This is a genomic window from Nocardia sp. CA-151230 (genome assembly GCF_050942175.1).
Classification (GTDB): domain Bacteria; phylum Actinomycetota; class Actinomycetes; order Mycobacteriales; family Mycobacteriaceae; genus Nocardia.
The window spans coordinates 4341615-4364094 of sequence record NZ_CP192061.1 but is presented as its reverse complement, the minus strand read 5'-3'; the positions used below and the strand labels follow the sequence as shown (position 1 = coordinate 4364094).

General features: G+C 68.3%; 19 protein-coding genes. 2 read left to right on the top strand and 17 right to left on the bottom strand.

Annotated elements, in window-relative coordinates; translation table 11 throughout:
• Nucleotides 1-9: 9 nt before the first annotated feature.
• From ACQP1O_RS20385 to ACQP1O_RS20340, 10 genes are all read right to left on the bottom strand, one after another.
• The gene (locus ACQP1O_RS20385) at nt 10-2199 is read right to left on the bottom strand and encodes an MMPL family transporter (protein ID WP_433567341.1); all 2190 of its coding nucleotides are present in this window, start codon (nt 2197-2199) and stop codon (nt 10-12) included.
• Between the two features lie 27 nt (nt 2200-2226).
• A complete protein-coding gene (locus tag ACQP1O_RS20380) occupies nt 2227-3672 on the bottom strand; it encodes a DHA2 family efflux MFS transporter permease subunit (protein WP_433567340.1) in 1446 nt (481 codons plus the stop codon).
• Nucleotides 3673-3745: 73 nt separating this feature from the next.
• Complete coding sequence (locus tag ACQP1O_RS20375; protein ID WP_433567339.1) at nt 3746-4228, bottom strand: TetR/AcrR family transcriptional regulator; 483 nt, start codon at nt 4226-4228, stop codon at nt 3746-3748.
• A 95-nt stretch (nt 4229-4323) separates the two neighbouring features.
• Nucleotides 4324-6201, bottom strand: coding sequence for an anthranilate synthase family protein (locus tag ACQP1O_RS20370; RefSeq protein ID WP_433567736.1), 1878 nt, complete (start codon nt 6199-6201; stop codon nt 4324-4326).
• A gap of 5 nt (nt 6202-6206) precedes the next feature.
• Nucleotides 6207-6833 (bottom strand): isochorismatase family protein, encoded by a 627-nt coding sequence (locus ACQP1O_RS20365; protein ID WP_433567735.1) that lies wholly within the window; start codon nt 6831-6833, stop codon nt 6207-6209.
• 48 nt (nt 6834-6881) lie between these two features.
• Nucleotides 6882-7646, bottom strand: coding sequence for a 2,3-dihydro-2,3-dihydroxybenzoate dehydrogenase (locus ACQP1O_RS20360; protein WP_433567338.1), 765 nt, complete (start codon nt 7644-7646; stop codon nt 6882-6884).
• Complete coding sequence (locus ACQP1O_RS20355; protein ID WP_433567337.1) at nt 7643-9133, bottom strand: amidohydrolase family protein; 1491 nt, start codon at nt 9131-9133, stop codon at nt 7643-7645. The genes ACQP1O_RS20360 and ACQP1O_RS20355 overlap by 4 nt, the downstream gene beginning before the upstream one ends.
• Nucleotides 9130-9366, bottom strand: coding sequence for a phosphopantetheine-binding protein (locus ACQP1O_RS20350; protein ID WP_433567336.1), 237 nt, complete (start codon nt 9364-9366; stop codon nt 9130-9132). Before ACQP1O_RS20350 ends, ACQP1O_RS20355 begins: the two co-directional genes overlap by 4 nt.
• Nucleotides 9367-9395: 29 nt before the next feature.
• Nucleotides 9396-11003: a (2,3-dihydroxybenzoyl)adenylate synthase gene (locus ACQP1O_RS20345; RefSeq protein WP_433567335.1), complete on the bottom strand. Its 1608-nt coding sequence runs from the start codon at nt 11001-11003 to the stop codon at nt 9396-9398.
• A gap of 10 nt (nt 11004-11013) precedes the next feature.
• Entirely contained in the window at nt 11014-12048 is a 1035-nt protein-coding gene (locus ACQP1O_RS20340) for a ketoacyl-ACP synthase III family protein (RefSeq protein ID WP_433567334.1), read from the bottom strand.
• 179 nt (nt 12049-12227) lie between these two features.
• On the opposite strand from ACQP1O_RS20340, the gene ACQP1O_RS20335 reads away from it, so the two are divergent.
• Together ACQP1O_RS20335 and ACQP1O_RS20330 are read left to right on the top strand one after the other, a co-directional pair.
• A complete protein-coding gene (locus tag ACQP1O_RS20335) occupies nt 12228-13562 on the top strand; it encodes a phenylacetate--CoA ligase family protein (protein ID WP_433567333.1) in 1335 nt (444 codons plus the stop codon).
• A 48-nt stretch (nt 13563-13610) separates the two neighbouring features.
• Nucleotides 13611-14936: a salicylate synthase gene (locus tag ACQP1O_RS20330; protein ID WP_433567332.1), complete on the top strand. Its 1326-nt coding sequence runs from the start codon at nt 13611-13613 to the stop codon at nt 14934-14936.
• Between the two features lie 166 nt (nt 14937-15102).
• On the opposite strand, the gene ACQP1O_RS20325 is transcribed toward ACQP1O_RS20330, so the two are convergent.
• The 7 genes from ACQP1O_RS20325 to ACQP1O_RS20295 are packed head-to-tail and all read right to left on the bottom strand — an operon-like array spanning nt 15103 to nt 22473.
• Nucleotides 15103-15798, bottom strand: a complete 696-nt coding sequence (locus ACQP1O_RS20325; protein WP_433567331.1) for a hypothetical protein — start codon at nt 15796-15798, stop codon at nt 15103-15105.
• Nucleotides 15799-15854: 56 nt separating this feature from the next.
• Nucleotides 15855-17576, bottom strand: a complete 1722-nt coding sequence (locus ACQP1O_RS20320) for an ABC transporter ATP-binding protein (RefSeq protein ID WP_433567330.1) — start codon at nt 17574-17576, stop codon at nt 15855-15857.
• Nucleotides 17573-19315 carry an ABC transporter ATP-binding protein gene (locus ACQP1O_RS20315; RefSeq protein WP_433567329.1) on the bottom strand — a complete coding sequence of 581 codons (1743 nt, stop codon included), beginning with the start codon at nt 19313-19315 and terminating at the stop codon, nt 17573-17575. The genes ACQP1O_RS20320 and ACQP1O_RS20315 overlap by 4 nt, the downstream gene beginning before the upstream one ends.
• Before the next feature lie 13 nt (nt 19316-19328).
• A complete protein-coding gene (locus tag ACQP1O_RS20310; protein WP_433567328.1) occupies nt 19329-19562 on the bottom strand; it encodes a response regulator transcription factor in 234 nt (77 codons plus the stop codon).
• 24 nt (nt 19563-19586) lie between these two features.
• The gene (locus ACQP1O_RS20305) at nt 19587-20780 is read right to left on the bottom strand and encodes a thioester reductase domain-containing protein (RefSeq protein ID WP_433567327.1); all 1194 of its coding nucleotides are present in this window, start codon (nt 20778-20780) and stop codon (nt 19587-19589) included.
• Nucleotides 20781-20804: 24 nt separating this feature from the next.
• Nucleotides 20805-22052, bottom strand: a complete 1248-nt coding sequence (locus ACQP1O_RS20300; RefSeq protein WP_433567326.1) for an aspartate aminotransferase family protein — start codon at nt 22050-22052, stop codon at nt 20805-20807.
• A 10-nt stretch (nt 22053-22062) separates the two neighbouring features.
• Nucleotides 22063-22473, bottom strand: a complete 411-nt coding sequence (locus ACQP1O_RS20295) for a type II toxin-antitoxin system RatA family toxin (RefSeq protein ID WP_433567325.1) — start codon at nt 22471-22473, stop codon at nt 22063-22065.
• Between the last annotated feature and the right edge of the window lie 7 nt (nt 22474-22480).

The following is a 22480-nucleotide window of genomic DNA, read 5'->3' as shown; positions in this document are numbered from 1 at the left end:
TCGGTCTGATTACGACGGGGTTCCGGAGACTGCTCGTTCCGAATCCACCGCGGGCTCGTTGTCGATGTCGCCGTCCGACTCGCGGATGCCGAACCGGTCGTAGAGGCGGCGCAGGGGCCCCGGGGCCCACCAGCCGAGGTGCCCGAGCAGCCGCAGGATGGCCGGGACGAGCAGGATGCGAACCACCGTGGCGTCCAGCACGATCGCGACGACCATGCCGACGCCGAACAGGATCATGGTGAGGACCTGACTGGAGGCCATCGCCGCCAAGGGCACGCACATCAGCAACGCGGCGCTGGTGATGAGCCGGCCCGTGCGCTGCACACCGGTGGCCACCGCGGCGGTCGGGTCACCGAGCGCGTCGTACTGTTCGCGCACCCGCGACAGCAGGAAGACCTCGTAGTCCATGGACAGCCCGAAGATCAAGGCGAACAACATGATCGGCATGTTCGGTTCGATATTGCCGGTGGGCTGGAAGCCGAGCAGATCGGCGAAGTGGCCGTCCTGGAAGATCCAGACCAGCACGCCGAAGGTCGCCGACAGCGACAGCAGGTTCATCACGATCGCCTTCAGCGGCAACAGCACCGAGCCGAAGGCCAGGAACAGCAGCAGGTAGGTGGCGAGGGCAATGTAGATCAGCATCGCGGGCAGGGCGTCGCCGAGCCGGTTCAGGGTGTCGTCGTAGGTCGCGGTCTCACCGCCGAAATACACCGAGGCGCCCGGGGGTTTCGGCTGATCACGCAACCGGTGCAGCAGCTCGCGGCTCGGCTTGGACACCGCCACGCCGTCGTAGGCCACCGAGACGCGCGCGACGGCGCCCTCGGCGCCGGTGATCTCGGCACGACCCGCGCCGGGCACGCCCGCCAGCCGGTGCGCGTAATCCGCCAGTGCCGCTTGCTGATTCGGCGTGTCGGCACCCGCGGGCAGCACCACGACGGCGTCGATGGTCTTCGCCGCACCGCGCGGGAAGTCCTTCTCCAGCATGTTGAACACCTGACGGCCCTGCGCCGAGTCCGGCAGCTGTCGCGCGTCGTTCACGCCGAACTCGATGCGCAGCACGGGTGAGGCCAGCACCAGCAGCAGCGCGATGGCGGCCGTCGCGACGAGCACCGGGCGGCCCATGACGCCCTGGGCCAGCCGGTACCAGAAGCCGGTGGCGCTCGGGATCACCGAACGCTGCTTCCACAGCGACAGCGCGTTGATGCGGTGTCCCAGCAGCGACAGGGCCGCGGGCAGCGCCACCAGCGAGAAGAACATGGACAGCAGCACGGCCGCGACACCGCCGTAGGCCATCGACTTCAGGAACACGAACGGGAAGAAGCTCATCGAGGCCAGTGCGACCGCGACGGTGATGCCGGAGACGGCGACCGTGCGTCCCGCGGTCGCCAGGGTGCGAGCCAGCGCGTCACCACCCGTGCGCCCCTGTTCCATCTCCTCGCGGTAGCGGCTCACGATGAACAGGCCGTAGTCGATGGCGACGGCCAGGCCGAGGATGGTCACCAGACTCATGGCGAAGACGGAGATGTCGGTGAAGCGGGCGAACACCCGCAATACGGCCATCGAGCCGAGGATCGAGAGGCCACCGACCGCGAGCGGAAGGCTCGCCGCAACGAATCCGCCGAACACGATCACCAGGCAGATGAACAGCACGGGGAACGACAGTCCCTCGGCCATGCCGAGATCCTTGCCGACCTGATCACCGGCCTCGTAGCCGGCGGGGGTGTTACCGCCGCGGAGGGTCTGCAGCCCCGGTGCGGACAGCTTGTCCTTGATCTTCAGATAGCTGTCCTGCTTGGCGTTGTCGTCGCCACCGACGAAATTCAGCAGCGTGTACGTCGCGTGCCGGTCATGACTGACGAGCTCCTCCATACCGGTTCGCCAGTAGTCGACCGAACCGGTGACCGCGGTGTTCGGGAGTCCGTCGAGCACATCCTCGACCGACTTCCGAAACGCCGGGTCGTCGACGGTTCGATCAGCGCTGCGGTACACGATCACCGCGTCGGGACTGCGCTGTGCGAACGACTTGTCGGCCAGTTCGGCCGCGGTGCGGCTGTCGGAGCCGCGGGCTTCGAAGCCGTTCGGCACCATGTCGCCGAACACCCCGAGTCCATAGATTCCGGACAGTACGGCGATCACCGCCGAGACGGCCAGCACGAACAATCGCCGGCGGTGGATGAAATAACCCAGACTTTCGAACACTGCTTCGCCCCTTTCGAGCAGTAAAGATCAATGAGCCGTGATTGATTCGGGCAGATCCGTGGACGGCTCGCCCACCGCGGCGTCCGCGGGCGCCCCGGCCCGCTCGGGCCGGCGCGGCAGCAGGATCGCGACCACCGCGCTCACCGCCAGGAAGGCACAGGCCCACCAGAGCGCGGGCACATAGCCATCGGTGAAGGCCCGAGGGTTGGCGTAGCTGCCGTGGGCGGCGAACACCGCTCCCAGCACCGCGATTCCGAGCACCGTCCCGAAGTAGCGGATGGCACTGGACACGCCCGAGGCGACACCTTCGAATTGCGGCGCAACGTATTCCAGTGCGAGCCGTGCGATCGGCGGGAAGAACAGACCCATCCCGGCACCGCTGATCACGAAGCAGGGCACGAGCACCGCGTAGGAGACATCGGGGGTCGTGACCGCCGCCAGCCATCCCACGCCGATCGCCTGGAGCACGAGACCCACGACCAGCACGGGCTTTCCGCCGATCTTGTCGATCAGGATGCCCGCGATCGGAGCCGTGAACGTCGGCATGGCCGTCCACGCCAGGGTGTGCACGCCCGCCGACAGCGCCGAGTAGTGCTGGGCCGACTGCAGGAACTGCACCAGGAAGAACACCGCGCCGAACATGCCGACCGACATGCCGAGCGCCGCCAGCGCGGTCAAGGTGAAACCGCGGCTGGTGAAGATGACCGGCGGCACCATCGGCTCGGCGACCCGGTTGATCCACCCGACGAACACGGCCAGCAGCACCGCGCCGCCGATCAGCGAGCCGAGCACGCCGGCGCTGGTCCAGCCATGATCGTTGCCGCGGATCAGACCGAACACAATGCCGAGCAGGCCCAGGGCGATCAGCGCGTTACCCACCAGATCCAACCGCGTGCTGTTGCCGACGCTCTCCCCCACCAGGGTGACGGCGAGCGGAACGAGCACCGCGCCGATCGGCACGTTGATCCAGAAGATCCATTGCCACGACGCGTAATTCGTGATGGCACCGCCGACCACCGGGCCGAGGCCGACCGCCAGACCGCTCATCGCGCTCCACATCCCGATGGCCGCACCGCGTTTGGCCGGTGGGACCGCCTGGGCGAGCAGCGTCAAGGTCAGTGGAATGACGATGGCCGCACCGACGCCCTGCACCGCGCGGGCGGCGATCAGCGCGCCGATCGAGGAGGACAGCGCGCAGGCCGCGGAGGCCGCGGTGAAGATGACCAGGCCGACCACGAACGTTCGCTTGCGACCGAATCGGTCACCCAGCGACGCGCCCGCCAGCAGCAGCACCGCTTCGGTCAGCGTGTAGGAGTTGATGATCCACTGCAAGCCGTCCAGGCCGGTGTGCAGTTCGGTGCGAATGGTGGGAAGCGCGTTGAAGACGACCAGATTGTCCAGCGAGACCATGAAAATGGCGATTCCGCTGACAATGAAGGTCCACAACACACGACGAGAGTCGGTGTTCGACATGGTGGTTCCTTATGAAGAATTATGGCGTAGTTCGTGATTCGACTGCGCTAAGAAACCGCCAGAAACCCGGACGCTACTCGCCGACGTCCGGGTTCAACAGTTCGAGTTCCAGCACACTCGTGACATTCAGCAGCATCCCCTGAGCCATGAAATCGAACGCTCCGCCGGCGTCGCTGCCGGACAGCTCCCGCACCGTCTGGTAGAGCCGGTGGAAGCGTTCACGTGCCAGGGTCCGGATCTCCTCGTCGAGAGCCGACGCCGCGTATATCTGCAGTTGAAAGGTCAGTGACTGGCGATCGCCCAGCAGATCGATGTACGCGTCCGCCATCGCGTCCAGACGATCGGGTGCATCGGTTGCCACGCTGCGGGCGGCCGCCGCGCGAAAAGTATCCTCCACCGCGTCGAATCCTTGATTCGCCGCGGCGAGGAAGACCGCTTTCTTGGTCGGGAACAATCGGAAGAGGTAGGTCTGCGAAATTCCGGCGCGCTGGGCGATCGACTCCGTTGACGTCGCCGCATAGCCACCGGCAGCGAATTCAGCTATGGCGGCGGCCAATACCTGTTCGCGTCGCGCACTCTTCGACATGCGCGCCCTTACCGGTGAGCTCATGGTCCTTAGTTTAGTGAGCACTCACCCAACTAAGCAACGTGCTAGGCGGACAGTTCGGCAGCCGTTAACAGTTCGGACACCAAACTCGCCACGATGCGGCTCCCGTTCCGGGACATCACCGATGCCGGATGGAACTGCAGCGAGGCGAAACCGTCGCCGCGCAGGCCGTGCACTTCGCCGGTGTCCTGGTCGCGCGCCACCCGGACACGCATGCCGCTGTCCCGGGTCTCGAACACCTCACTGTCGCTGTGCGCTTCGAAGGCGTTGTAGAAGTACACCGGCTCGGCGACCCCGAACAGGTCGATCACCCGCAGCACGCCCTGATTCGACACTGCTCTGCGCCGAATCGGCAACCCCAGCACCGTACTCAGCACCTGGTGACCCAGACATACCGAGAAGAACGGTCTCCGGGCGGCGAGCAGGTCCCCGGTGAGCTCGCGCAGCCTCGCGATCTTCGGATCCCGCACGTCGCGGGGGTCTCCGGGCCCCGGACCCACGACGGCCAGGTCGAATCGCGAAACATCGAGCGGCGCATCGAATCTGCGCACGGTGATGGCGAATCCGAGCGCGCGCAGCATCCGCGCGCCCATCGCGGTGAAGGCGTCTTCGCCATCGATGATCACCGCGGTGCGACCGTCGTACTCCGGTGCGGGCGGCAACGGCTCCAGCCACAGCGGCGCGAGCGGAGTGTTTCGTGCGCGCAATGCCTCACGAACGGCGGCATGGTCGCCGATACCCGCATACGCCGGCGGCGCCGTGTCGCGGCACAGGGCGTTCAGCAGTCCCGCGGCCTTGGCCCGCGTCTCCAGTGCCTCCGCGGCGGGATCGGAATCACGAACGATGGTGGCGCCCACACCGATTCGCATGGCCCCTGCGGAGTCGATGTCGGCGGTCCGGATCAGGATCGCCGAATCCATTCGCCGCGTGCCGCTCTCGTCGCGGCCGACGAGTGCCACCACCCCGGCGTAGTAGCCGCGTCCGGCCGGCTCGAAGCGTGCGATCACCCGGCACGCGTTCTCGAGCGGGCTGCCGGTGACCGTGGGCGCGAGCAGGGTCTCCCGCAGCACCTCTCGATAGTCTCGATCGCTGCGCCCGGTGATGAGGTAGCGGGTGTGGGCGAGGTGAGCCATCTCCTGCAGTTCCGGGCCCTCCACATAGGGCTCGTCGCAGAGATGGCACATCATCTTCAGCTCTTCGTCGAGCACCATGTAGAGCTCGTTGGCTTCCTTGCCGTCGGCGAGGAAATCCAGGACGCCCGCGGGGGTGGGCCCGCCGGCCGGATAGCGGTACGTGCCGCTGATCGGTGTCATGGCGACGGTGCCGTGATCGAGGCTGACGTGGCGTTCCGGGCTCGCTCCGATGAGCATCCGATCGCCGGTGTAGACGAGAAACGTCCAATACGCACTGCGCTCGCCGGTGAGCAGGCGAGCGAACAAGGCCAATCCGGACGTGACGTCCCAGTCGTCGACCGTGGCCCGCCAGGTTCGCCGCAGCACGAAGTTGGCGCCCGCGCCGTGGCCGATCTCCTCGGCCACGACGCGGGCGACCAGGGCCGCATAGTCCTCGTCGCTGACGTCGAATTCGCCCTCGCCCACCTCGATCCGGTACTCGGCGACCAGGGCCCGGAAGACGGCCGGATCCAGCTCGAAGCTCTCGGCGACCTTCAGATACGACACCGGCTCCGTGTCGGGCGGGTGAGCGAAGCCGCGTTCGCTGACCACCCGATACGGCAACAGCGCCAGCAGCTGGTGACTGTCCGCGCTGCCCGCGTCGGCATCGGGCAGCTCCGCGGTGCCCGCTACCTGGTGCATATCACCCACCAGCACCTCGATACGATTCGCGGGTCCGGTCTCCGGGCGATACAACAGCGCGAAAGGTTGCCCGCCGCGGCCCAATTCGGCGATCCGCTGCCGGCTCATAGCGGTCAAGGCACTCTCGTCTCGGACACCGCGAGTTCGGCGGCCACCTGCGAGGTCATCACCACGCGACCACAGCGGGTGGCCACGTATTCCGTGGCCATCCGGTGGTATTCGGGGGTGAAGTCGGCGACCGCGTCGGCGACCACGAAGGCCCGCACATTGTTCGCGAAGGCATCGGCGGCGGTCAGCAGCACACCGACGTGAGCGTAGACACCGCAGATCAGCAGTTGGTCGCGCTCCAGATAGTGCATCCGCTCGAGCAGATTCGTGTGGTGGAACGCGCTGGCCCGCCACTTGGTCAGGACGGGATCGCCGAGGGCCGGGGCGATCTCGGCGGGAATGCCCCGGTCCTCGGGCCGCGCGGACATGCCCGGACCCCAGAAGTCCACCAGCAGACCCCGCTCCTCACTGGTCATGCTGCCCGGCTGCGCGGTGTAGATGATCGGAATGTCCAGCTGCTCACAGCGTTCCCGCAGCCATCGCACGTTGCGCATGAGTGCGCTGCGCGGCTCACAGCCGTCCGCGAACGGTTGCAGGAAGTAGTGCTGCATGTCGTGGACGAGGAGCACGGTCTTGTCCGGCTCGATCGCCCAGTCGACGAGGTTGCCCGGCAGCTCCGATTCGGTCGGCATGGGGTAGGGGGCAATAGGCGAAATCGCCACGGAGACAGTCCTCCTCGGTCAGACACCCAGGGTCGCGCCGCCGTCGACGACGAGCTCCTGCAGGGTGATGTGGGCTGCGGCGTCGGAGAGCAGGAAGCGGACGGCGGCCGCAATGTCGTCGGGCTGCGCGATGCGGCCCAGGGGAATGCCGATCCGGAAGGCCTCCGGGACGCCCTCCACCGCACTGCGCGCAGCCTGCTCGTCGTTCCACAATGCGGTCAGCATCGGTGTGTCGGTCGAACCGGGAGCCACCACGTTGCAGCGGATCCCGGACTTCGCGAGCTCCAGCCCGAGGCAGCGAGTGAACATGGTCGCGGCGGCCTTCGAGGCCGCGTAGGCCGCCATGCCCACCCGCGGGGTCGACCCCGCATTGGACGACACGGTGACGATCGCGCCGCTCGACCGGCGCACCATGTGCCGCGCGACGGCGCGGCTCATGTGGAAGACACCGCCGACGTTGACCGCCATGGTGTGGTGCCAGTCCTCGTCGGACAGGTCGGCGATCCAGCCGGACTGGAGGATCCCGGCCGCGTTGACCAGATAGTCGATGCCTCCGAGCTCGGTGCCGGCCCGCAGCACCGCCGCCTCGGCCTGCTCGGCGCAGCTGACGTCCGCCACCAGCGACAGCGTCCGGCAGTCCCCGAGTCCCGGCCCGGATGCGACCCGTTCCAACGCGTCTCGATCTCGGTCGACCATGGCGACCGCGATTCCGGCGAAGGCCAGTTCACGGACGATGGCCTCGCCGATTCCGCCGGCCGCGCCGGTCACCACCGCCACCTTCATCGCGCCACCCCGCTCAGGATGCCGTCGACCACGTCACCGGGGACCCGCAGGCAACGGGTCGTGAAGGAGCCCAGCGCGTCCAGGTAGCGGTCGCGCAGTTCAGCGAAGCAGTGTCCGACCGGTTCGCCACCGGCGATCAAGGTCCGCCCGGCCACCATCACGGTGTCCACGTCGGCGGAGCCGCCGAGCCACAGGAAACTTTCCAGCGGACGCGGATTGAGCAGATAGCGCCAGTCGTCGGTGCGCACGAGCACCAGGTCGGCCTGCTTGCCCGGCTCCAGACTGCCGATCTCGTCGGACCACTGCAGGCCCTTGGCGGCGATGCGGGTCGCCATCGCCAGCGCGTCGGTGGGGAGTACCTCGATCTGGCTGGCGGCCATTTCGTTGTAGGTCAGCCAGGCCGCGCGCATGGTCTCGGCCATGCCGGCGTTCGGCAGCGAGGCCCCGTCGGTGGACAGTGAGACGTCCAGGCCCGCGCGCCGCAGCGCGGGCACCACCCCCGTCTCGGAGAGGGTGGATTCTCCTGCGGGACCGTACTTTCCGGGCGAGTGGCTGATATGGACGCCCGCCTCGAGCAGCAGGCGCTGCTCTTCCTCGTCGACGAAGGCGCAGTGGGCCGCCATCAGCTTGCCGGTGAGCAGGCCGAGGTCGTGCAGCCGCCGGACGCCCGTGGTGCCGTAGAACGTGCGCAGCACCTCGGGTTCGTTGCGGACCGCGCCGACGTGGGTCGCGAAGCCCACGTCGTGACGCCGGACGAGCTCGGCGAAACCGAAGCCGAGTTCGTCGGTCATATTGGTCACGTACGCGATGCTCGGACGGCACCGGACGCGGCCGGTCGTATCGGAATCGCACTGCCGCAGCAGGTCTTCGACCGCGGACAGAACCGTCTCGGTATCGCGCGTGCGCTCGTACCGGTCACCGCCGGGCGGGCAGACGGCGTCGCCCGCCCACGTGGTCGCGCTGAATCGAATTCCGAGATCCAGTGCGGCCCTGACCATGTCGTGCGGTCGATTGAGCGAGCCGACGTCGCCGATCGTGGTGACACCGCCGCGCAGCTGTGTCCACAGGGAGTACTGGGCGATGGCATAGGCCTCATCGGGCGTCAGCCCCGCGATGAGTCCGTCGAAGGAGTCGAAGGTCCGCGAGATGGTGTGCATATCACCGCCACCGCCGAAGAAGCCGATCTCATCGGCTCGATCAGCCGCCGGGCGCAGGGCGCCGCGCAGCGGGAATCCCATGGCGAACATGTCGTGCCAGTGCCCGTTGACGAGACCGGGCAGCACCATCATGGCGTGCGCGTCGACGACTTCCAGTTCGTCACGGACAGCCACGTCGAGGGCGGCGACAGCGCTGCGGACCTCCTCCACGGAGCCGACAGCGGCGATCCGCTCCCCCACCACGAGTACCGAGCCCCGCGCGATGACGGTGTCACTGGAGTCTGCCGGATAGACGCAGCCGCCTTCGATCAGTACCGCGCGCTCGGTCATCGACTCGTCTCCAGCCCGGTAAAGTACGTCACCCAGCCACGCAGCGTCGGGACGTCGATCAGGGCCTCGAAGTCCGCGGGAATGCCGGCCTTGTTCCAGCGCCCCACCATCCGCATGATCTCGAGCGAACTCAGGCCCAGCAGTACGAGATTCGCGTCCGCATCGAGTTCGGCGGGGTCCGCCAACTCCAAGGGGACGGCCAGCAGTGCGCGGAGTTCACTCTCCCCGGGCATCGCCGAAACACCTTGAACCGCACCGTTCGTCATGACGGCACTCCTTCCTGTGTGCGCGTCAGCGCCTTCTTGTCGACCTTGCCCAGCGGGGTCAGCGGCAGTTCCTCGACGATCCGCACTTCGTCGGGCAGCTTGTAGTCGGCTACGCCCCGCGCGTGCATTGCCTGCCTCAGCTCGGCGGTCGTCGGCGCCGGCCCCGACGGCACGATGAACGCGCAGATGCGTTCGCCGAAAAGCTCATCGGGCAGTCCGACGACCGCGGCCGCGGCGACCGCGTCGTGCGTGAGCAGATGCTCCTCGACCTCGACAGCGTTGATCTTGTCGCCGCCACGGATGACGACGTCCTTGATCCGGCCCTCGATGACCAGATCGCCGCGTGAGGTCAGCCGGGCGAGATCGCCGGTGCGGTAGAAACCGTCCGTGGTGAACGCCCGGGCGTTGTGTTCGGGCGCGGAGTAGTAGCCGCGAATCGTGTACGGGCCACGCGTGATCAGCTCACCGACGGCACCCAGCGGTACGGGCTCGAGTCCGTCGACGATCCGGATCTCGTCCGCGTAGGAAACCGGTCTGCCCTGGGTGGTCAGCTTCACCTCGAGCGGGTCGTCGGCGCGACTGAAGCAGAGCAGTCCCTCCGCCATCCCGAATACCTGCTGCAGATCGCAGTCCAGGGCGGGCATCACCTTCACGGCCAGATCCCGGGTCAGCTTCGCGCCGCCGACCTGCAGCAGGCGCAGACTGCTCAGATTCGCGTCCGTCCACTCGGCGACCTCGATCCACAGCGCCAGCACGGACGGCACCAGCGAGGTGAAGGTCACCCCTTCGCGCTCGACGAGCGGCATGCAGGCCATGGGATTGGGGGTGTCGGACAGGACCACGGTGCCGCCCGCCGCCAGCGTGCCGAGGACACCGGGACAACCCCAGGCGAAGTTGAACTCGATGGGCAGCGCCGCCAGATACGTGTCGTGGCTGGTGATTCCGCACAGCGCGGTCGTCTGTGCCAGTTGATACACGTAGTCGTCGTGGGTCCGGGGCACCAGCTTCGGCAGCGCCGTGGTACCGCCGGACAGCAGGAAGAAGGCGATGTCGGAGGCGTCCGCGGCGGGCGGCGTCCAGTTCTCGTCGACACCGAGCTCGTCCACCGCCACCACACCTTCGACGGCCTCGCCGACCACGAAGAGCGTTCGCAGTGCGGGATTCTCGCTCCGGACGCGGAGGGCGAGTTCCCGGTGGTCATAGGTGCGGTGCACGTCCGGGAACACGTAGTGGGTCGCGCCGGACAGCCGCACGAGGTGGGTGATCTCCGTGTGCCGGTGGGCGATCAGCGAGAAGACCGGCTTGGCGCCCAGTCTCATCAGCGCGAAGACGACTGCGACGAACTCCGGAACATTGGGAAGTTGCACGAGCACGCGTTCGCCGGCGGTCACGCCCTGGCGGGCGAAACCGGATGCCAGCCGGAAGACCCACTCCTCCAGTTCGCCGTAGGTGTATCGACGATCGCCGTATACCAGCGCGATGGCGTCGGTTTCGCGGTGGGCGGCATGGGTGATCAGCGCGTCGAGTGGCTCGCCGCGCCAGATTCCCAGGCGCCGGTACCGATCAGCCGTGTCCGCGGGCCACGGGGTGCATCCGGTGAGCATCGCGATCCCCCTAGGCGGCCGGCGCCGGAGCCAGGATCTCGACGACGGCCGCGCCGGCTTCCATGCCGACCGCCGTCGCGATCATCAGCACATGATCACCGGGTCCGACCTGGCCGGTCGCCCAGACGTGCTCGAGCCCCAGGAACAGATCGGCTGTCCCCGTGTGGCCGATCGTCCGGACGAAGTCCCAGACCTCCTGCTGCTCATCGATTTCCAGCGGCAGCAGGAACATGGCCTCGAGAGAGTCGCGGGCGAAACCGAGATGACAGACCTTGGCGATCTTGTCCATGCCGATCCCGGCCTCGTCCAGCGTGCGCTGGGCGATCTCGGCGACCCGCAGCCCGAAGTTGCGGATCGGCGGCGCCTGGCCCGCGGCCCACTGCTCGCGCACCTTCCTGGAACGGTCGTCGAAGTTCAATCCGACACCGCGGGTGACACCGGGCGGGAAGAGGTCCTCACCGGCGCGGTGCAGCACCTCCATCGAGGAGTCCGACAGCGAGCCGACCGCGAGCACCTTGGCGAAACCGCCGCGGCGCGACACCACCGCGGCCGAACCGGCGTCCGCCAGCACGAACAGCTTCGAGGCCCGCCAGCGATCGACCAGCGGTGTCGAGAAGTTGTCGCCGGTCGTGATCAGCACCGCGTCGTGAGAGGGGTTGGCCGCCAAGCGATTCGCCGCGGCCTCCAGACCCGCGAGCATACCCAGGCAGCCCTGCTTGATCTCCAGGGCCGGGACGGGGCGATCGACGGTGTGGTTCAGGATGTAGTGAGCCGCCGACCATCCGTCGGGCCCCTGGTGATGGGTGTAGCTGTGCATCAGAGCGCCGATGTCGCCGGGCTGGTGCCCGCTGGTCGAGAGCGCCTTCCGGGCCGCCTCGATCGCGAGTTCGGGTGCCGGAGTGCTCGCGCTCACCGCGATCGACTCGAGGCCGGAGGCCGCCAGCGACGCCTCGTCGTACCAGCCCGCCGCGACCGCCGAGGACGTCGGAATCAGTTCCGGCACTTCGCTTCCGATGCCGGCCAGATACAGGTCTTGGGTCCGCATGGCGACAATAGGACCACTACGCAGGCCCGAATCTCATGAGTAGTGGCTACTCAATTTGCTTGCTGTGGACAACCTCTCGCAAATTTGAGTAGCCGCGGCCGGACTTTGAGTAGCCTTGCCTCTGGCAAGGCCGTCCCGGCCCAGGGTAGTCATGAATACGTTCCGCCGAAGGAGTACTCATGACACACGTGTCGGCCGCCGCTGCGCACGCCCGCCGCCCCGAGCTGGGCGACTGGTCGAGCTTCGAAGAACTCGCGGAGCTACAGCGAGCCGGACTGCCTCGACTGTTCGAACGCGCAGTTCGATCCCCGTTCTACGCCGGCCGATACGCGGGCGGCGGAGCGCCGGTCGAGGCTGCGGACTTCGAGTCCATCGCCCTGACCACCAAACAGGATCTGCGGGACTGCTACCCGTTCGGGCTCCTCGCCGTGGACCGCCGGGAACTGGCCACCTACCACGAATCCAGTGGCACCTCGGGCCATCCCACCGCGTCCTACTACACCGACGAGGACTGGATCGATCTCGCGGAGCGATATGCCCGCAAATGGGTGGGAATCACCCCCGAGGACACCTTTCTGGTCCGGACGCCGTATGCGCTCGTGATCACCGGGCACCTGGCGCAGGCCGCAGGACGGCTGCGCGGGGCGACGGTCGTCCCCGGCGACGCCCGCTCGCTGGCGCTGCCGCTGGCGCGAATCGTGCGGCTGCTCGTCGCCCTCGACGTCACCCTGACGTGGTGCAACCCCACCGAGGCCGTGATGATCGCCGCGGCCGCTCGCGCGGCCGGCCTGCGCCCGGACACCGACTTCCCTTCCCTCCGAGCCATGTTCGTCGCCGCCGAGCCGATGACCGCCGCGCGGAAGCGCCGGCTGAGCGAGATCTGGGGCGGCGTCAAGATCGTCGAGGAGTACGGCTCGACCGAGACCGGCACCGTCGCCGGTGAATGCCAGGACGGCCGTCTGCATCTGTGGGCGGATCGGGCGATCTTCGAGGTGTACTCCCCCGATACGGGCCGGATTTCCGCCGCGGGCCGCGGCCAGCTGGTCGTGACGCCGCTGTATCGCGAGGCCATGCCGCTGCTCCGCTACAACCTCGCCGACGACGTCGAGGTGAGCTACGACCCGTGCACGTGCGGGCTGGTGCTGCCGACGGTGCGGGTGCTGGGACGGGCGGGCTTCGGGTACCCGGTGGCCGGTCGGACGGTGACGCAGAACCAGCTCGAGGAGCTGGTCTTCGCCCTGCCCCGGGAATTCGAGGTGATGTTCTGGCGCGCCCGGGCGACGCCGGACGCGCTGCTGCTGGAATTCGAGGCGCCCGACGAGGTCCGCGACTGCGCCGCACGCGAATTGGGCGTCGCGATCGACGACACCCTGGGCATTCCGCATCGGATCACACCGTCGCGGCCGGGAACGCTCGTACCGACCGAGGCACTGACCGCGCAGCGCGACATCCTCAAGGCCCGCTATCTGTTCGGGCCGGACGAATCCTGGGACAAAGCCCTGATGTACCAGTGACCCGCCACGAATCGACGGGGCCACAGTAGAGAACGACGGAGAAGGCACGTGACCACAACAGAGTTTGCCGCCACCGACACTGTCGCCGACCCGGTGGCCGCTGTCAGCCGGCTGGCACGATCGGGACTGTTCGGCGACTATGTCGTCTACGAGCGCCCCGGCGCTTGGGTTTTCGCGGCAGATCCCCTGGCGACGATCGAGCTGAACACCGACAGGGTCCGGATCACCAGCCGCGGGACGACCAGCGAGGAGTCCTGGACGGGCCGTCCCGTGACCGCCCTCGAGCAGGCGCTCGACCGAGCTCGCCTGGACGATCCCACCGCCGCGACAGGCTCCGCCTATGGCTGGATCGGATTCGAATTCTGCGCCCACGCCCTCGACGCGAGCCATCACCTCGCGCCGGGAATCACGCTGGCGTACCTGATGATTCCGCGCGTCGAGATCACCATCACCGCGTCGGCGGTCACGGTCTGGGGAGCCAGCGCCGGGGAGGCCGCCCACATCGACGAAATCCTCGCCGCGGCAGTCGATCCCCTGCCGGCCGCCCAGCCGGTGGATGTCGGAGCCGACACCACCGGCTATCGCCGCCGGGTCGCGACGGCGATCAAAGAGATCCGCTCGGGCTACTACGACAAGGTCATCCTCTCGCGCCGAGTCGACCTGCCCTTCCCGATCGACATCGCCGAGACCTACCGCCTCGGCCGCGCGAACAACACCCCGGCCCGATCGTTCCTGCTCCACCTCGGCGATCTCGAGGCGGCGGGCTTCAGCCCCGAGCTGGTGGTGTCCGTCGATGCCGACGGCACCGTGACCACCGAACCGCTCGCCGGGACCCGCGCCTTCGGTCGCGGTCTCTCGGCCGACCGCGCCGCTCGCGACGACCTCCAGAACGACCCCAAAGAGATTGTCGAACACGCGGTCTCGGTCCGGGCCTCCTGCGCCGAGGTCGCCACGATCGCCGACCCGGGCACCCTGTCGGTCACCGACTTCATGTCGGTGCGCGAACGCGGCAGCGTCCAGCACCTCGCCTCGACCGTCCAGGGCCGCCTCGCCGCCCAGCACACCCCCTGGGACGCCCTCGAAGTCCTCTTCCCTTCGGTCACCGCCTCCGGCATCCCGAAGCGCCCCTGCGTCGACGCCATCTTCCGCATCGACGGCTCCGCCCGCGGCCTGTATTCCGGTGCGGTGGTGACCCTCTCGCCCGATGGCGCTCTCGAAGCCACCCTCGTCCTGCGCGCGGTCTACCAGTCCGCGAGCACCGCCTGGCTCCGCGCCGGCGCGGGCATCATCGCGCAATCCAGCCCCGAGCGTGAGTTCGAGGAGACCTGCGAGAAGCTCGGCAGCGTGGCTCCCTACCTGGTCCGGCGCAGCTGACACGAACTCGCCGCCGACGCGAGACAGCCGGATTGCCTCCCGCGAGACCAGTGGTCGCGCGGGAGGCAATCCGGCATCGGGCACCAATCCGACGGTACGACAGCATGATTCACGAAAACGGTCGGGCCTCCCGCGCCTGTGCGGCGCGGGAGGCCCGACCGGTGGATCAGTTCTGGCTGCCGGCCAGCATGTTGTAGACCTCGATCAGGGTGACGACCGCGACCGGCACACCGAGGGCGAGGGTTCCGACAGCGGTGGCGAGCCCGGCGCCGACAGCCGCGCCGGCAATGCAGCCGCCCGGGGCCCCGGCCAGGAAGGCCGGGGGCATGAGGGCGGTGCCGACGGCCATGCCGGCCACACAGCCGCCGACCAGACCGATAGCGGCGCCGACCATTCCGCCGATCGCGGTGGCCAGTCCGATCTGCGAGCTGGCCAGGCCGACGGCGCTGTTGATGTCGTCCTGGGAGAAGACCGTCTTCAGGGTCTGCGGGGCGGCGGGGACCGCCTGAGCGGGATCCGTGCCGGGGGTGAGGGTGATGGTGCGGCCGTCGGCGTCGATCCGGGCGGCGATCGGCCAGTCCTGCTGATCCAGCCGGTAGGTCAGCGGCATGCCGAAGACCGGCGTGCCGGCCGCGTCGAGGATTTCGAACTGGTTGCCGCGCACGGTGATTCGACCGGCATCGGTACGCAGCACCACGGAGTGGTCCACGACGCTCGCGGTGTAGTGGATACCGGGCAGGACATCGGTGCTGACGGTGGTGCCCGGGCGGTCGGGAACCGCGGGTGCGTCGGCGGACGCGGTGCCACCGCCGGCGCACAGGGTGAGTGCGGCGGCGATGGCGACCGTGTTCAGGGTCTTCATCAGGAGGTGCTCCTTCCTCGCGACGGTGACGTCGCGAGACGAACGATGGTGAAGTGTCAGGTCAGCGACCACTGGCGGGCGCGGGCGCGTTGCGCCCAGAAACCGGCGTAGCGGCCATCGGCCGTCAGCAGTTCGTCGTGGGTTCCGCGTTCGGCGATCGCACCGTTGTCCAGGAAGAGGATCTGGTCCGCGTGCATGACGGTGTGCAGGCGGTGCGCGATGACCAGGACGGTGCGGTCGGCGGTGAGAGTGGCGAGCGCATCGTGGACCGCCCGCTCGTTCTCGGCGTCGAGGGCGGCCGTCGCCTCGTCGAGCAGGACGATCGGGGCGTCCTTCAGGATCGCGCGGGCGATCGAAACCCGTTGCCGCTCACCGCCGGACAGGCTCGCGCCGCCCTCGCCGACCCGCGTCGCCCAGCCGTCGGGCAGGCGATCGACGATCTCGGTGACCCGCGCGGCCTCGGCGGCGGCCCGGACCTGAGCGTCGGTGGCATTCGGGCGGCCGAGGCGAATGTTCTCCTCGATGGTGTCCTCGAACAGATAGACGTCCTGGAAGACCACCGAGAGGCGGGCCATCAGATCCACGCCGGCGAGGGAGCGGATATCGACACCGCCCAGCGTGATGCGGCCGGCATCCACGTCCCAGAAACGCCCGATCAGGCGGCTGACCGTCGTCTTGCCGGAGCCCGAGGGACCGACGAGCGCGGTGGTGGTGCCCTCGGGGATCACGAAGGACACGTCCCGCAGCACCGGGGTGTCACCGTAGCCGAATTCGACCGACTCGAACCGGATCTCGTTGCCGGCGGGGGTCGCCGGCGTGAGCGGCTCGGGCAGCACCGGCTCGTCCAGGAGGGCCAGGACGCGATCCAGCGCACCGCCCGCGGACTTCAGCGTGGATCCCAGCACCGCCAATTCGGTGATGGGCTCGGTGAATCGGGCCGCCAGCACCAGGACCGCCACCAGGGTGGCGGGCGCGAGGCCGCGGTCGAGTACGAGGTAGGCGCCGAGCGCGATCACGATGGTGAAGGTCGCCTGGACGGCGACGCTCAGGCCGACCAGACCGGGAACGGCGGTCGCCAGCACTCGTCGTGCGGTTCGATGATCGGACCGAAGGGCCTGCTCCAGCAGCCCGTCGCCGGCTCCGCGCCCGTAAACCCGCAGTACGGGCTGCAATTGGGCGAATTCCACGACTCGACCACCGGTCTCGGCGCGCGAGGCGGCTCGTGCGGCATCGGCCCGGCCGCTGAGTGCCACACTCCAGCGGTAGACGAGGACGATCACGGGGACGGTCAGCGTCACGGCGACCGCAAGACGCCAGTCGAAGACATACAACGCCACGATCACCGTCGCCGGAGTCACAACGGTGTTCACCAGCGGGCGCAACAGGTGTGCCGGCACGCCCATGATGTCCATGACGCTCTTGGTGGCCAGTTGGCCGAGCATGCCCACCCGGTCGGCGCCGAACCAGCCCAGCGGCAGCGAGGCGACGGTGTCGCCCAGCCGGGTGTGCAGGCTCTTGGACAGGGCGGCGCCCACCCGGACGCCGAGTTGCAGGCTCACGTAGTACTCGACGGCATACAGCACGAGCACGACCAGCAGCGCGTACATCCACGGCCACAGCACCGAGCCCGGGTCGGATCCGAAGAGGGTCTTCAGGATCGGTACCAGCAGGGCGAAGGCGATGCCCTGCAGGACAGCGCCGATCACGAGCGCGGCGAGCATGTGCCGCAGGGCGCCGCGGTGCTCGGGCCCGACGACCGTCAGCAGTTTCCGGATCATGCGCCGGTCCTCTCCTCGATACGTTCGTAGTCCGCCCACATGCGGGCGTAGCGCCCACCGGCGTCCAGCAATTCGTCGTGCGTGCCCTGCTCGGCGATGGCGCCGTCGGCGAGGACCACGATCTGGTCGGCCCCGGTCACCGTGGACAACCGGTGCGCGATCATCAGCACCGTCTTCCCGGCCGTCAAGCGGGACAGCGCGTCCTGCACGGCGGCCTCGGACTCCGGGTCGGCGTAGGCGGCGGCCTCGTCCAGGACGACGATCGGGGTATTCGCGAGCAGCGCCCGCGCGATCGAAACCCGTTGCGCCTGACCGCCCGACAGCCGGGCGTCCATGCCGACCACCGAGTCGTAGCCGCGCGGGAGCGCCTCGATCTCCTCGTGGATCGCGGCCGCGCGAGCCATGGCGACGATCTCGTCCCGGGTCGCCTCGGGCCGGGCCAGCGCGATGTTCGCCGCGACGGTGTCGCGCAGCAGCCGGACGTCCTGGAACACGAAGGCCACTCGCCGGTACAGCTCCTGGGGCGCGATCTCCCGCACGTCCACGCCGCCGACGGTGACCGCGCCGGCGGTCACGTCGCGGAATCGCGGCACCAGCGTCGCGAGCGTGCTCTTACCCGCGCCCGACGGCCCGACCAGCGCCGTCACCGTGCCTTCCGCGAGTTCGAGGCCGACACCGGCGAGCACCTCCACCTCACCGTCGTACGAGCAGCGCACGCCCTCGAACCGGACCGTATTGTCCTGCGGCATGCGCGGACTCGCGGACACCGGCAGGACATCCGCGTCGAGCGTCGCGCGCACCTGCGCGGCGGCCGTCTTCGCCATGCTCAGTTCGTAGCCGGCGTAGAACAGCGACAGGATCGGGGCGGTGAGGCCGACGCCCAGCAGCGCGAAGGGCAGCAGGTCGACCGCCGCGAGCCAGCCGCGGGTCACGAATATCGCACCCCCGCCGAGCACCACGGTCAGCACGACCACCGGTGACAGCACCACCTCGGCCACGGTCTTCGACGTCAGCGTCGAGCGCACCCAGGCGGTGAAGAACGTGGTGAAGGCGTCGGCGGCCCGAGAATAGCGTTCGTGCGCACGGCGGGTCTGCCCGAAGATCTTGACCACGCCGATGCCCTGCACGAATTCGACCGCGCGGCCGTTGATTTCGGCCATCGCCCGGCCGTACTCGGGCATGCTCTTGCCGATCGCGGCCGCGGTGATGGAGTACAGCCCCAAACCGATGACCAGCGGCAGCACCGTCACCAGTGTCATCCGCCAGTCGACCCAGATCAGATAGGCCAGCGAGGTGACCGGAACCACCGTGGCGGAGGTGATCTCGAGCATGGAGTGCGCCACCAGATGGTGCATGGCCTCCACGTCGTCGGTGACGACCTTCTTCACCGCCCCGGAGTTGCGGTCGGAGAACCACGCCAGTGGCACCTCCCCCAGCCGCCGCACCAGTCGCCGCCGGATATGCAGCTGCAGTTCGTTGTCCGCGAAATGGGTGATGCCGCCCGCGGCGAGCAGCAGGATGGTCCGGACGAGCAACGCGACGACGGCGACCACCACCCACCGCCACGCATCATGGGCGCGGTCCGGTCCGGTACCGACCAGTACGCGCCCGAGTTCCGCGATCGCGATGAACGGCACGACCCCGGCGGCCGCGCCGAGACCCTGGGCCACGACGGCCGCACGCAGCCGCCATCGAATCGGTCGCAGTAGCTCACTCAGTGTCGAACTGTTCTCTGCCATCACCTTTCCCCATTCATACGGCGGCGCGCACTCGCGCGGCGGCATCGCCGAGCTCGTGCCGGCTGTGCACGCCGAGCTTGTAGTAGCTGCGCTGCAGGTGGTTTTCGACCGTCCGGATGGAGATGAACAGACGCTCGGCGATATCCCGGTTCGACATCCCCTGTGCCGCTAGGGCCACGATCACACGCTCGCGGCGGGTGAGCGTCGCGGAATGGTTGCTGTAAGTGGCGAACGATACGGTGGTCATCGAACTCTCCTGCTGCTCTGTGTCTTACGGCGCGGGCAGGAACCCGCGGCAGACGAAATAGTCCGTGTAGGTGGCGAACAATGCCGCGTCGATCGGTGGGCAGGTGATGTCGGTGCCCTCCGATCCTGCCCCGCGCAGGAAGCCGCGCGTGGTCTCGTCGGTGAACGGTGGCTGTTCTTCCTGCTCCATCAGCATCGTGGTGCGGATCAGGGGGAACATGGCGTTGTCGACGTCGGCCGAGATCGCCTTCAGCCACTTGATGATGCTGACCTCTTTCAGGTCGTATCCGGCGGCGGCGATGAAGCCCTGGATGGTGGCCGAGTCGATGGCCTCCGGGCCGATGGCGTGGTAGATCCCGCCGATCGCGTCGTCCTGCCGCGACACGGCCACGATGGCCGCGCACACGTAGTCGACCGGGACGAGGTTCATCTTCAACCGGAACCTGCGCGGGTAGACACCGGCCTGGATGGAGCCGATGACGAAGCGCCAGACGAAGTCGTTGCGCTGGCACGCCCCCGACCGCGAATCGCCCCACACCTGGGTGGGCCGATGCACCGTGACCGGCACGCCGCGTTCGCGAGCGTGTTCGATCAGCTGCTCGGCGACCCATTTGCTCTTGGTGTACCCCAGCGGCATTCCTTCGGCGGGCCCGGTCGGATGCCGCTCACCGCGCGGAGTGACGTTGTCCCCCGTCTGACCGCTGAAGACACCGGTGGTCGAGACATGGTGCAGTGGAACCGAAGCCGCGCACGCGAAGCGCAACACCTCGTGGATTCCACTGACGGTCGACTTGCGCAACCACTTGTAGGGGGTGAGGAAGTTGACCTTGGCCGCGGTGTGGAAGATCGCGTCGACCCGTCCGGCGAGGTCCTGGTAATCCGATTCGGACAGCCCCAGCCGCGGCAGCGTGATGTCGCCGGGCACGAGCTCGATGCGCTCCATGGCGACCTGGTCGGTCAGGTCGTAGGACGCGATATTGGCGTGCAACCGCTCCCGGGCCTTCTCGACCGAGTCGGCCCGGACCAGGCAGTACACCGTCAGGTCGGCCGCGAGCAGTTCACGCAGCAGGAACACGCCGAGAAAGCCCGTCGCGCCGGTGAGCAGCACCGACTTCATCTGCGCTGCCGGAGTCCGCGCGGTGAAGCCCTCGATGTCGTCCGCGAGCACAGTGTCCTCGGCGAACTGCGCTGCGTCGCCTTCGATTTCGAGCGATGTCATATGCTTGCCTTCCCGTTCTGATGGCTACGCGACCGCGGCGCGCGCCTGTTCGATCGATCCGCGGAGCAGGAACAGCGCCTGGGCGATGTCCTCGGAGGTGGCGACGATGGGCGGAATGAGGCGCAGCACCTCGGGCCGGCTCAGGCAGGTCGACACGATCAGGCCGCGCTGTGCCAGACCGACCTGCACCTCACCGACGAATTCCGCCGAGTGGAAATCGATGCCCCACAAGAGACCTTTGCCCCGCACCTCGGTGACGACCTGTGCGTGGTCGGAGGCGATCTCCGCCAGCCCGGCAGCCATCTCGGCACTGATGCGGACGCCGTCCTCGACGTGCTCCTCGATCGTGGCCAGCGCGGGCTCGATCGCGGCGGTACACAACGGATGACCGGAGAAGGTGGCGGTGTGCAGCACCGGATCGGCCGCCAGGGGGGCGTAGAGCTCCTCGGAGCACACCAGGGCGGAGACCGGGACGACGCCGCCGCCGAGTGCCTTACCCAGCAGCACCGCGTCCACCGGCAGACCGGCTGCCAGGGCGACGGAGCGTTCCCCGCAGCGACGCAGACCTACCTGGATCTCGTCGGCGATCACGAAGGCTCCGGCCGCTTTCGCGTCCACGCACCACCGCGCCAGGATCGCCGGGTCGAGCGTGGTGACACCGTTCTCACCCTGGACGGGTTCGAAAATCAGTGCGGCGACGTCGGTTTCGGCGATCACGCGCGCGACCGCACCGACGTCGGCCGGATCGACGTGCACCGATCCGATCAGCAGCGGGCCGAGGTTGCCCTTGAACCGCTCGTGGTGGGTCAGCGCCAGCGCGCCGAGTGTCTTGCCGTGGTAGGAGCCCTGCACGGCGATCACCGTCTGCCGCCCGGTCGCCAGGCGGGCGAGCTTGACCGCCGCCTCGACCGCGTCCGCGCCGCTACCGCCGAGGTACACCTTCGGCAGTGCGCCGCCGAGGTGCTCGACGATCGTCTCGGCGGCCTGCGCGGGCAACGGGTTGAGCACCGAGCGGGTCGAGGTGGGCATCGTGTCCAGCTGCCGGCGCACCGCATCGACTACCGCGGCGCTGCGGTGCCCCAGCAGGGCGACGGCGTACGAGCCGAAGTCGAGGGCCTCACGACCGTCCGAGAGGGTGACCCGGCAGCCGCTGGCGGAGGCCTCGACCGCACCCTGGCCGGTGAACTTGCCGGCCAGGGCCATCGACGGGGAAAAGTGACGCTTGACCCGCTTGAACGTCGTCTTGGCATCACCGGTTCTGATGTCGCTCATCGTATTTCCCCTACTGCCCGGCGCGGGCGACGATGGACCCGGCGTAGCCTTCGAGCGCCTTGGCGATGGCGGGGTGGATCATCTCCGCCACCAGGGGCATCCCGATGTCGAACTCCACGCTCAGCTCGAGCTCTTCCGGGTGGACCTGCCAGTAGCCCCGGTATTCCGCGAGGTCACCGTCGAGCTGGCGGAATTCGATGCGGCGCTGCTCGGCGGCGATGAGATCCTCCTGCTCCCACTCCATTTCCGACCCCTTGAGCTCGACCACCCAGCTGCTGGTGCGGCGCTCGCCGCCGTCGTCGAGGATCTCCACCTCGTTGACGCCGGTCATGTAGTCGGGGTAGGCGGCGCAGTCCAGGAGCACGTCCCACAGCTGTTCGGGCGCGCACGTCAGGGCGTGCCGGGAGGTCATCGAGTACATGTATTCG

What these genes read in the sequence shown, in the direction of transcription:
- ACQP1O_RS20360 (WP_433567338.1), bottom strand. Translation starts at nt 7,646, where the DNA reads ATGAAGGTGGCGGTGGTGACCGGCGCGGCCGGCGGAATCGGCGAGGCC.
- ACQP1O_RS20340 (WP_433567334.1), bottom strand. Translation starts at nt 12,048, where the DNA reads ATGCGGACCCAAGACCTGTATCTGGCCGGCATCGGAAGCGAAGTGCCG.
- ACQP1O_RS20335 (WP_433567333.1), top strand. Translation starts at nt 12,228, where the DNA reads ATGACACACGTGTCGGCCGCCGCTGCGCACGCCCGCCGCCCCGAGCTG.
- ACQP1O_RS20295 (WP_433567325.1), bottom strand. Translation starts at nt 22,473, where the DNA reads ATGTACTCGATGACCTCCCGGCACGCCCTGACGTGCGCGCCCGAACAG.
- ACQP1O_RS20305 (WP_433567327.1), bottom strand. Translation starts at nt 20,780, where the DNA reads ATGACATCGCTCGAAATCGAAGGCGACGCAGCGCAGTTCGCCGAGGAC.
- ACQP1O_RS20380 (WP_433567340.1), bottom strand. Translation starts at nt 3,672, where the DNA reads ATGTCGAACACCGACTCTCGTCGTGTGTTGTGGACCTTCATTGTCAGC.
- ACQP1O_RS20355 (WP_433567337.1), bottom strand. Translation starts at nt 9,133, where the DNA reads ATGACCGAGCGCGCGGTACTGATCGAAGGCGGCTGCGTCTATCCGGCA.
- ACQP1O_RS20315 (WP_433567329.1), bottom strand. Translation starts at nt 19,315, where the DNA reads ATGGCAGAGAACAGTTCGACACTGAGTGAGCTACTGCGACCGATTCGA.
- ACQP1O_RS20310 (WP_433567328.1), bottom strand. Translation starts at nt 19,562, where the DNA reads ATGACCACCGTATCGTTCGCCACTTACAGCAACCATTCCGCGACGCTC.
- ACQP1O_RS20365 (WP_433567735.1), bottom strand. Translation starts at nt 6,833, where the DNA reads ATGCCGACCGAATCGGAGCTGCCGGGCAACCTCGTCGACTGGGCGATC.
- ACQP1O_RS20300 (WP_433567326.1), bottom strand. Translation starts at nt 22,052, where the DNA reads ATGAGCGACATCAGAACCGGTGATGCCAAGACGACGTTCAAGCGGGTC.
- ACQP1O_RS20370 (WP_433567736.1), bottom strand. Translation starts at nt 6,201, where the DNA reads ATGAGCCGGCAGCGGATCGCCGAATTGGGCCGCGGCGGGCAACCTTTC.
- ACQP1O_RS20325 (WP_433567331.1), bottom strand. Translation starts at nt 15,798, where the DNA reads ATGAAGACCCTGAACACGGTCGCCATCGCCGCCGCACTCACCCTGTGC.
- ACQP1O_RS20350 (WP_433567336.1), bottom strand. Translation starts at nt 9,366, where the DNA reads ATGCCCGGGGAGAGTGAACTCCGCGCACTGCTGGCCGTCCCCTTGGAG.
- ACQP1O_RS20320 (WP_433567330.1), bottom strand. Translation starts at nt 17,576, where the DNA reads ATGATCCGGAAACTGCTGACGGTCGTCGGGCCCGAGCACCGCGGCGCC.
- ACQP1O_RS20345 (WP_433567335.1), bottom strand. Translation starts at nt 11,003, where the DNA reads ATGCTCACCGGATGCACCCCGTGGCCCGCGGACACGGCTGATCGGTAC.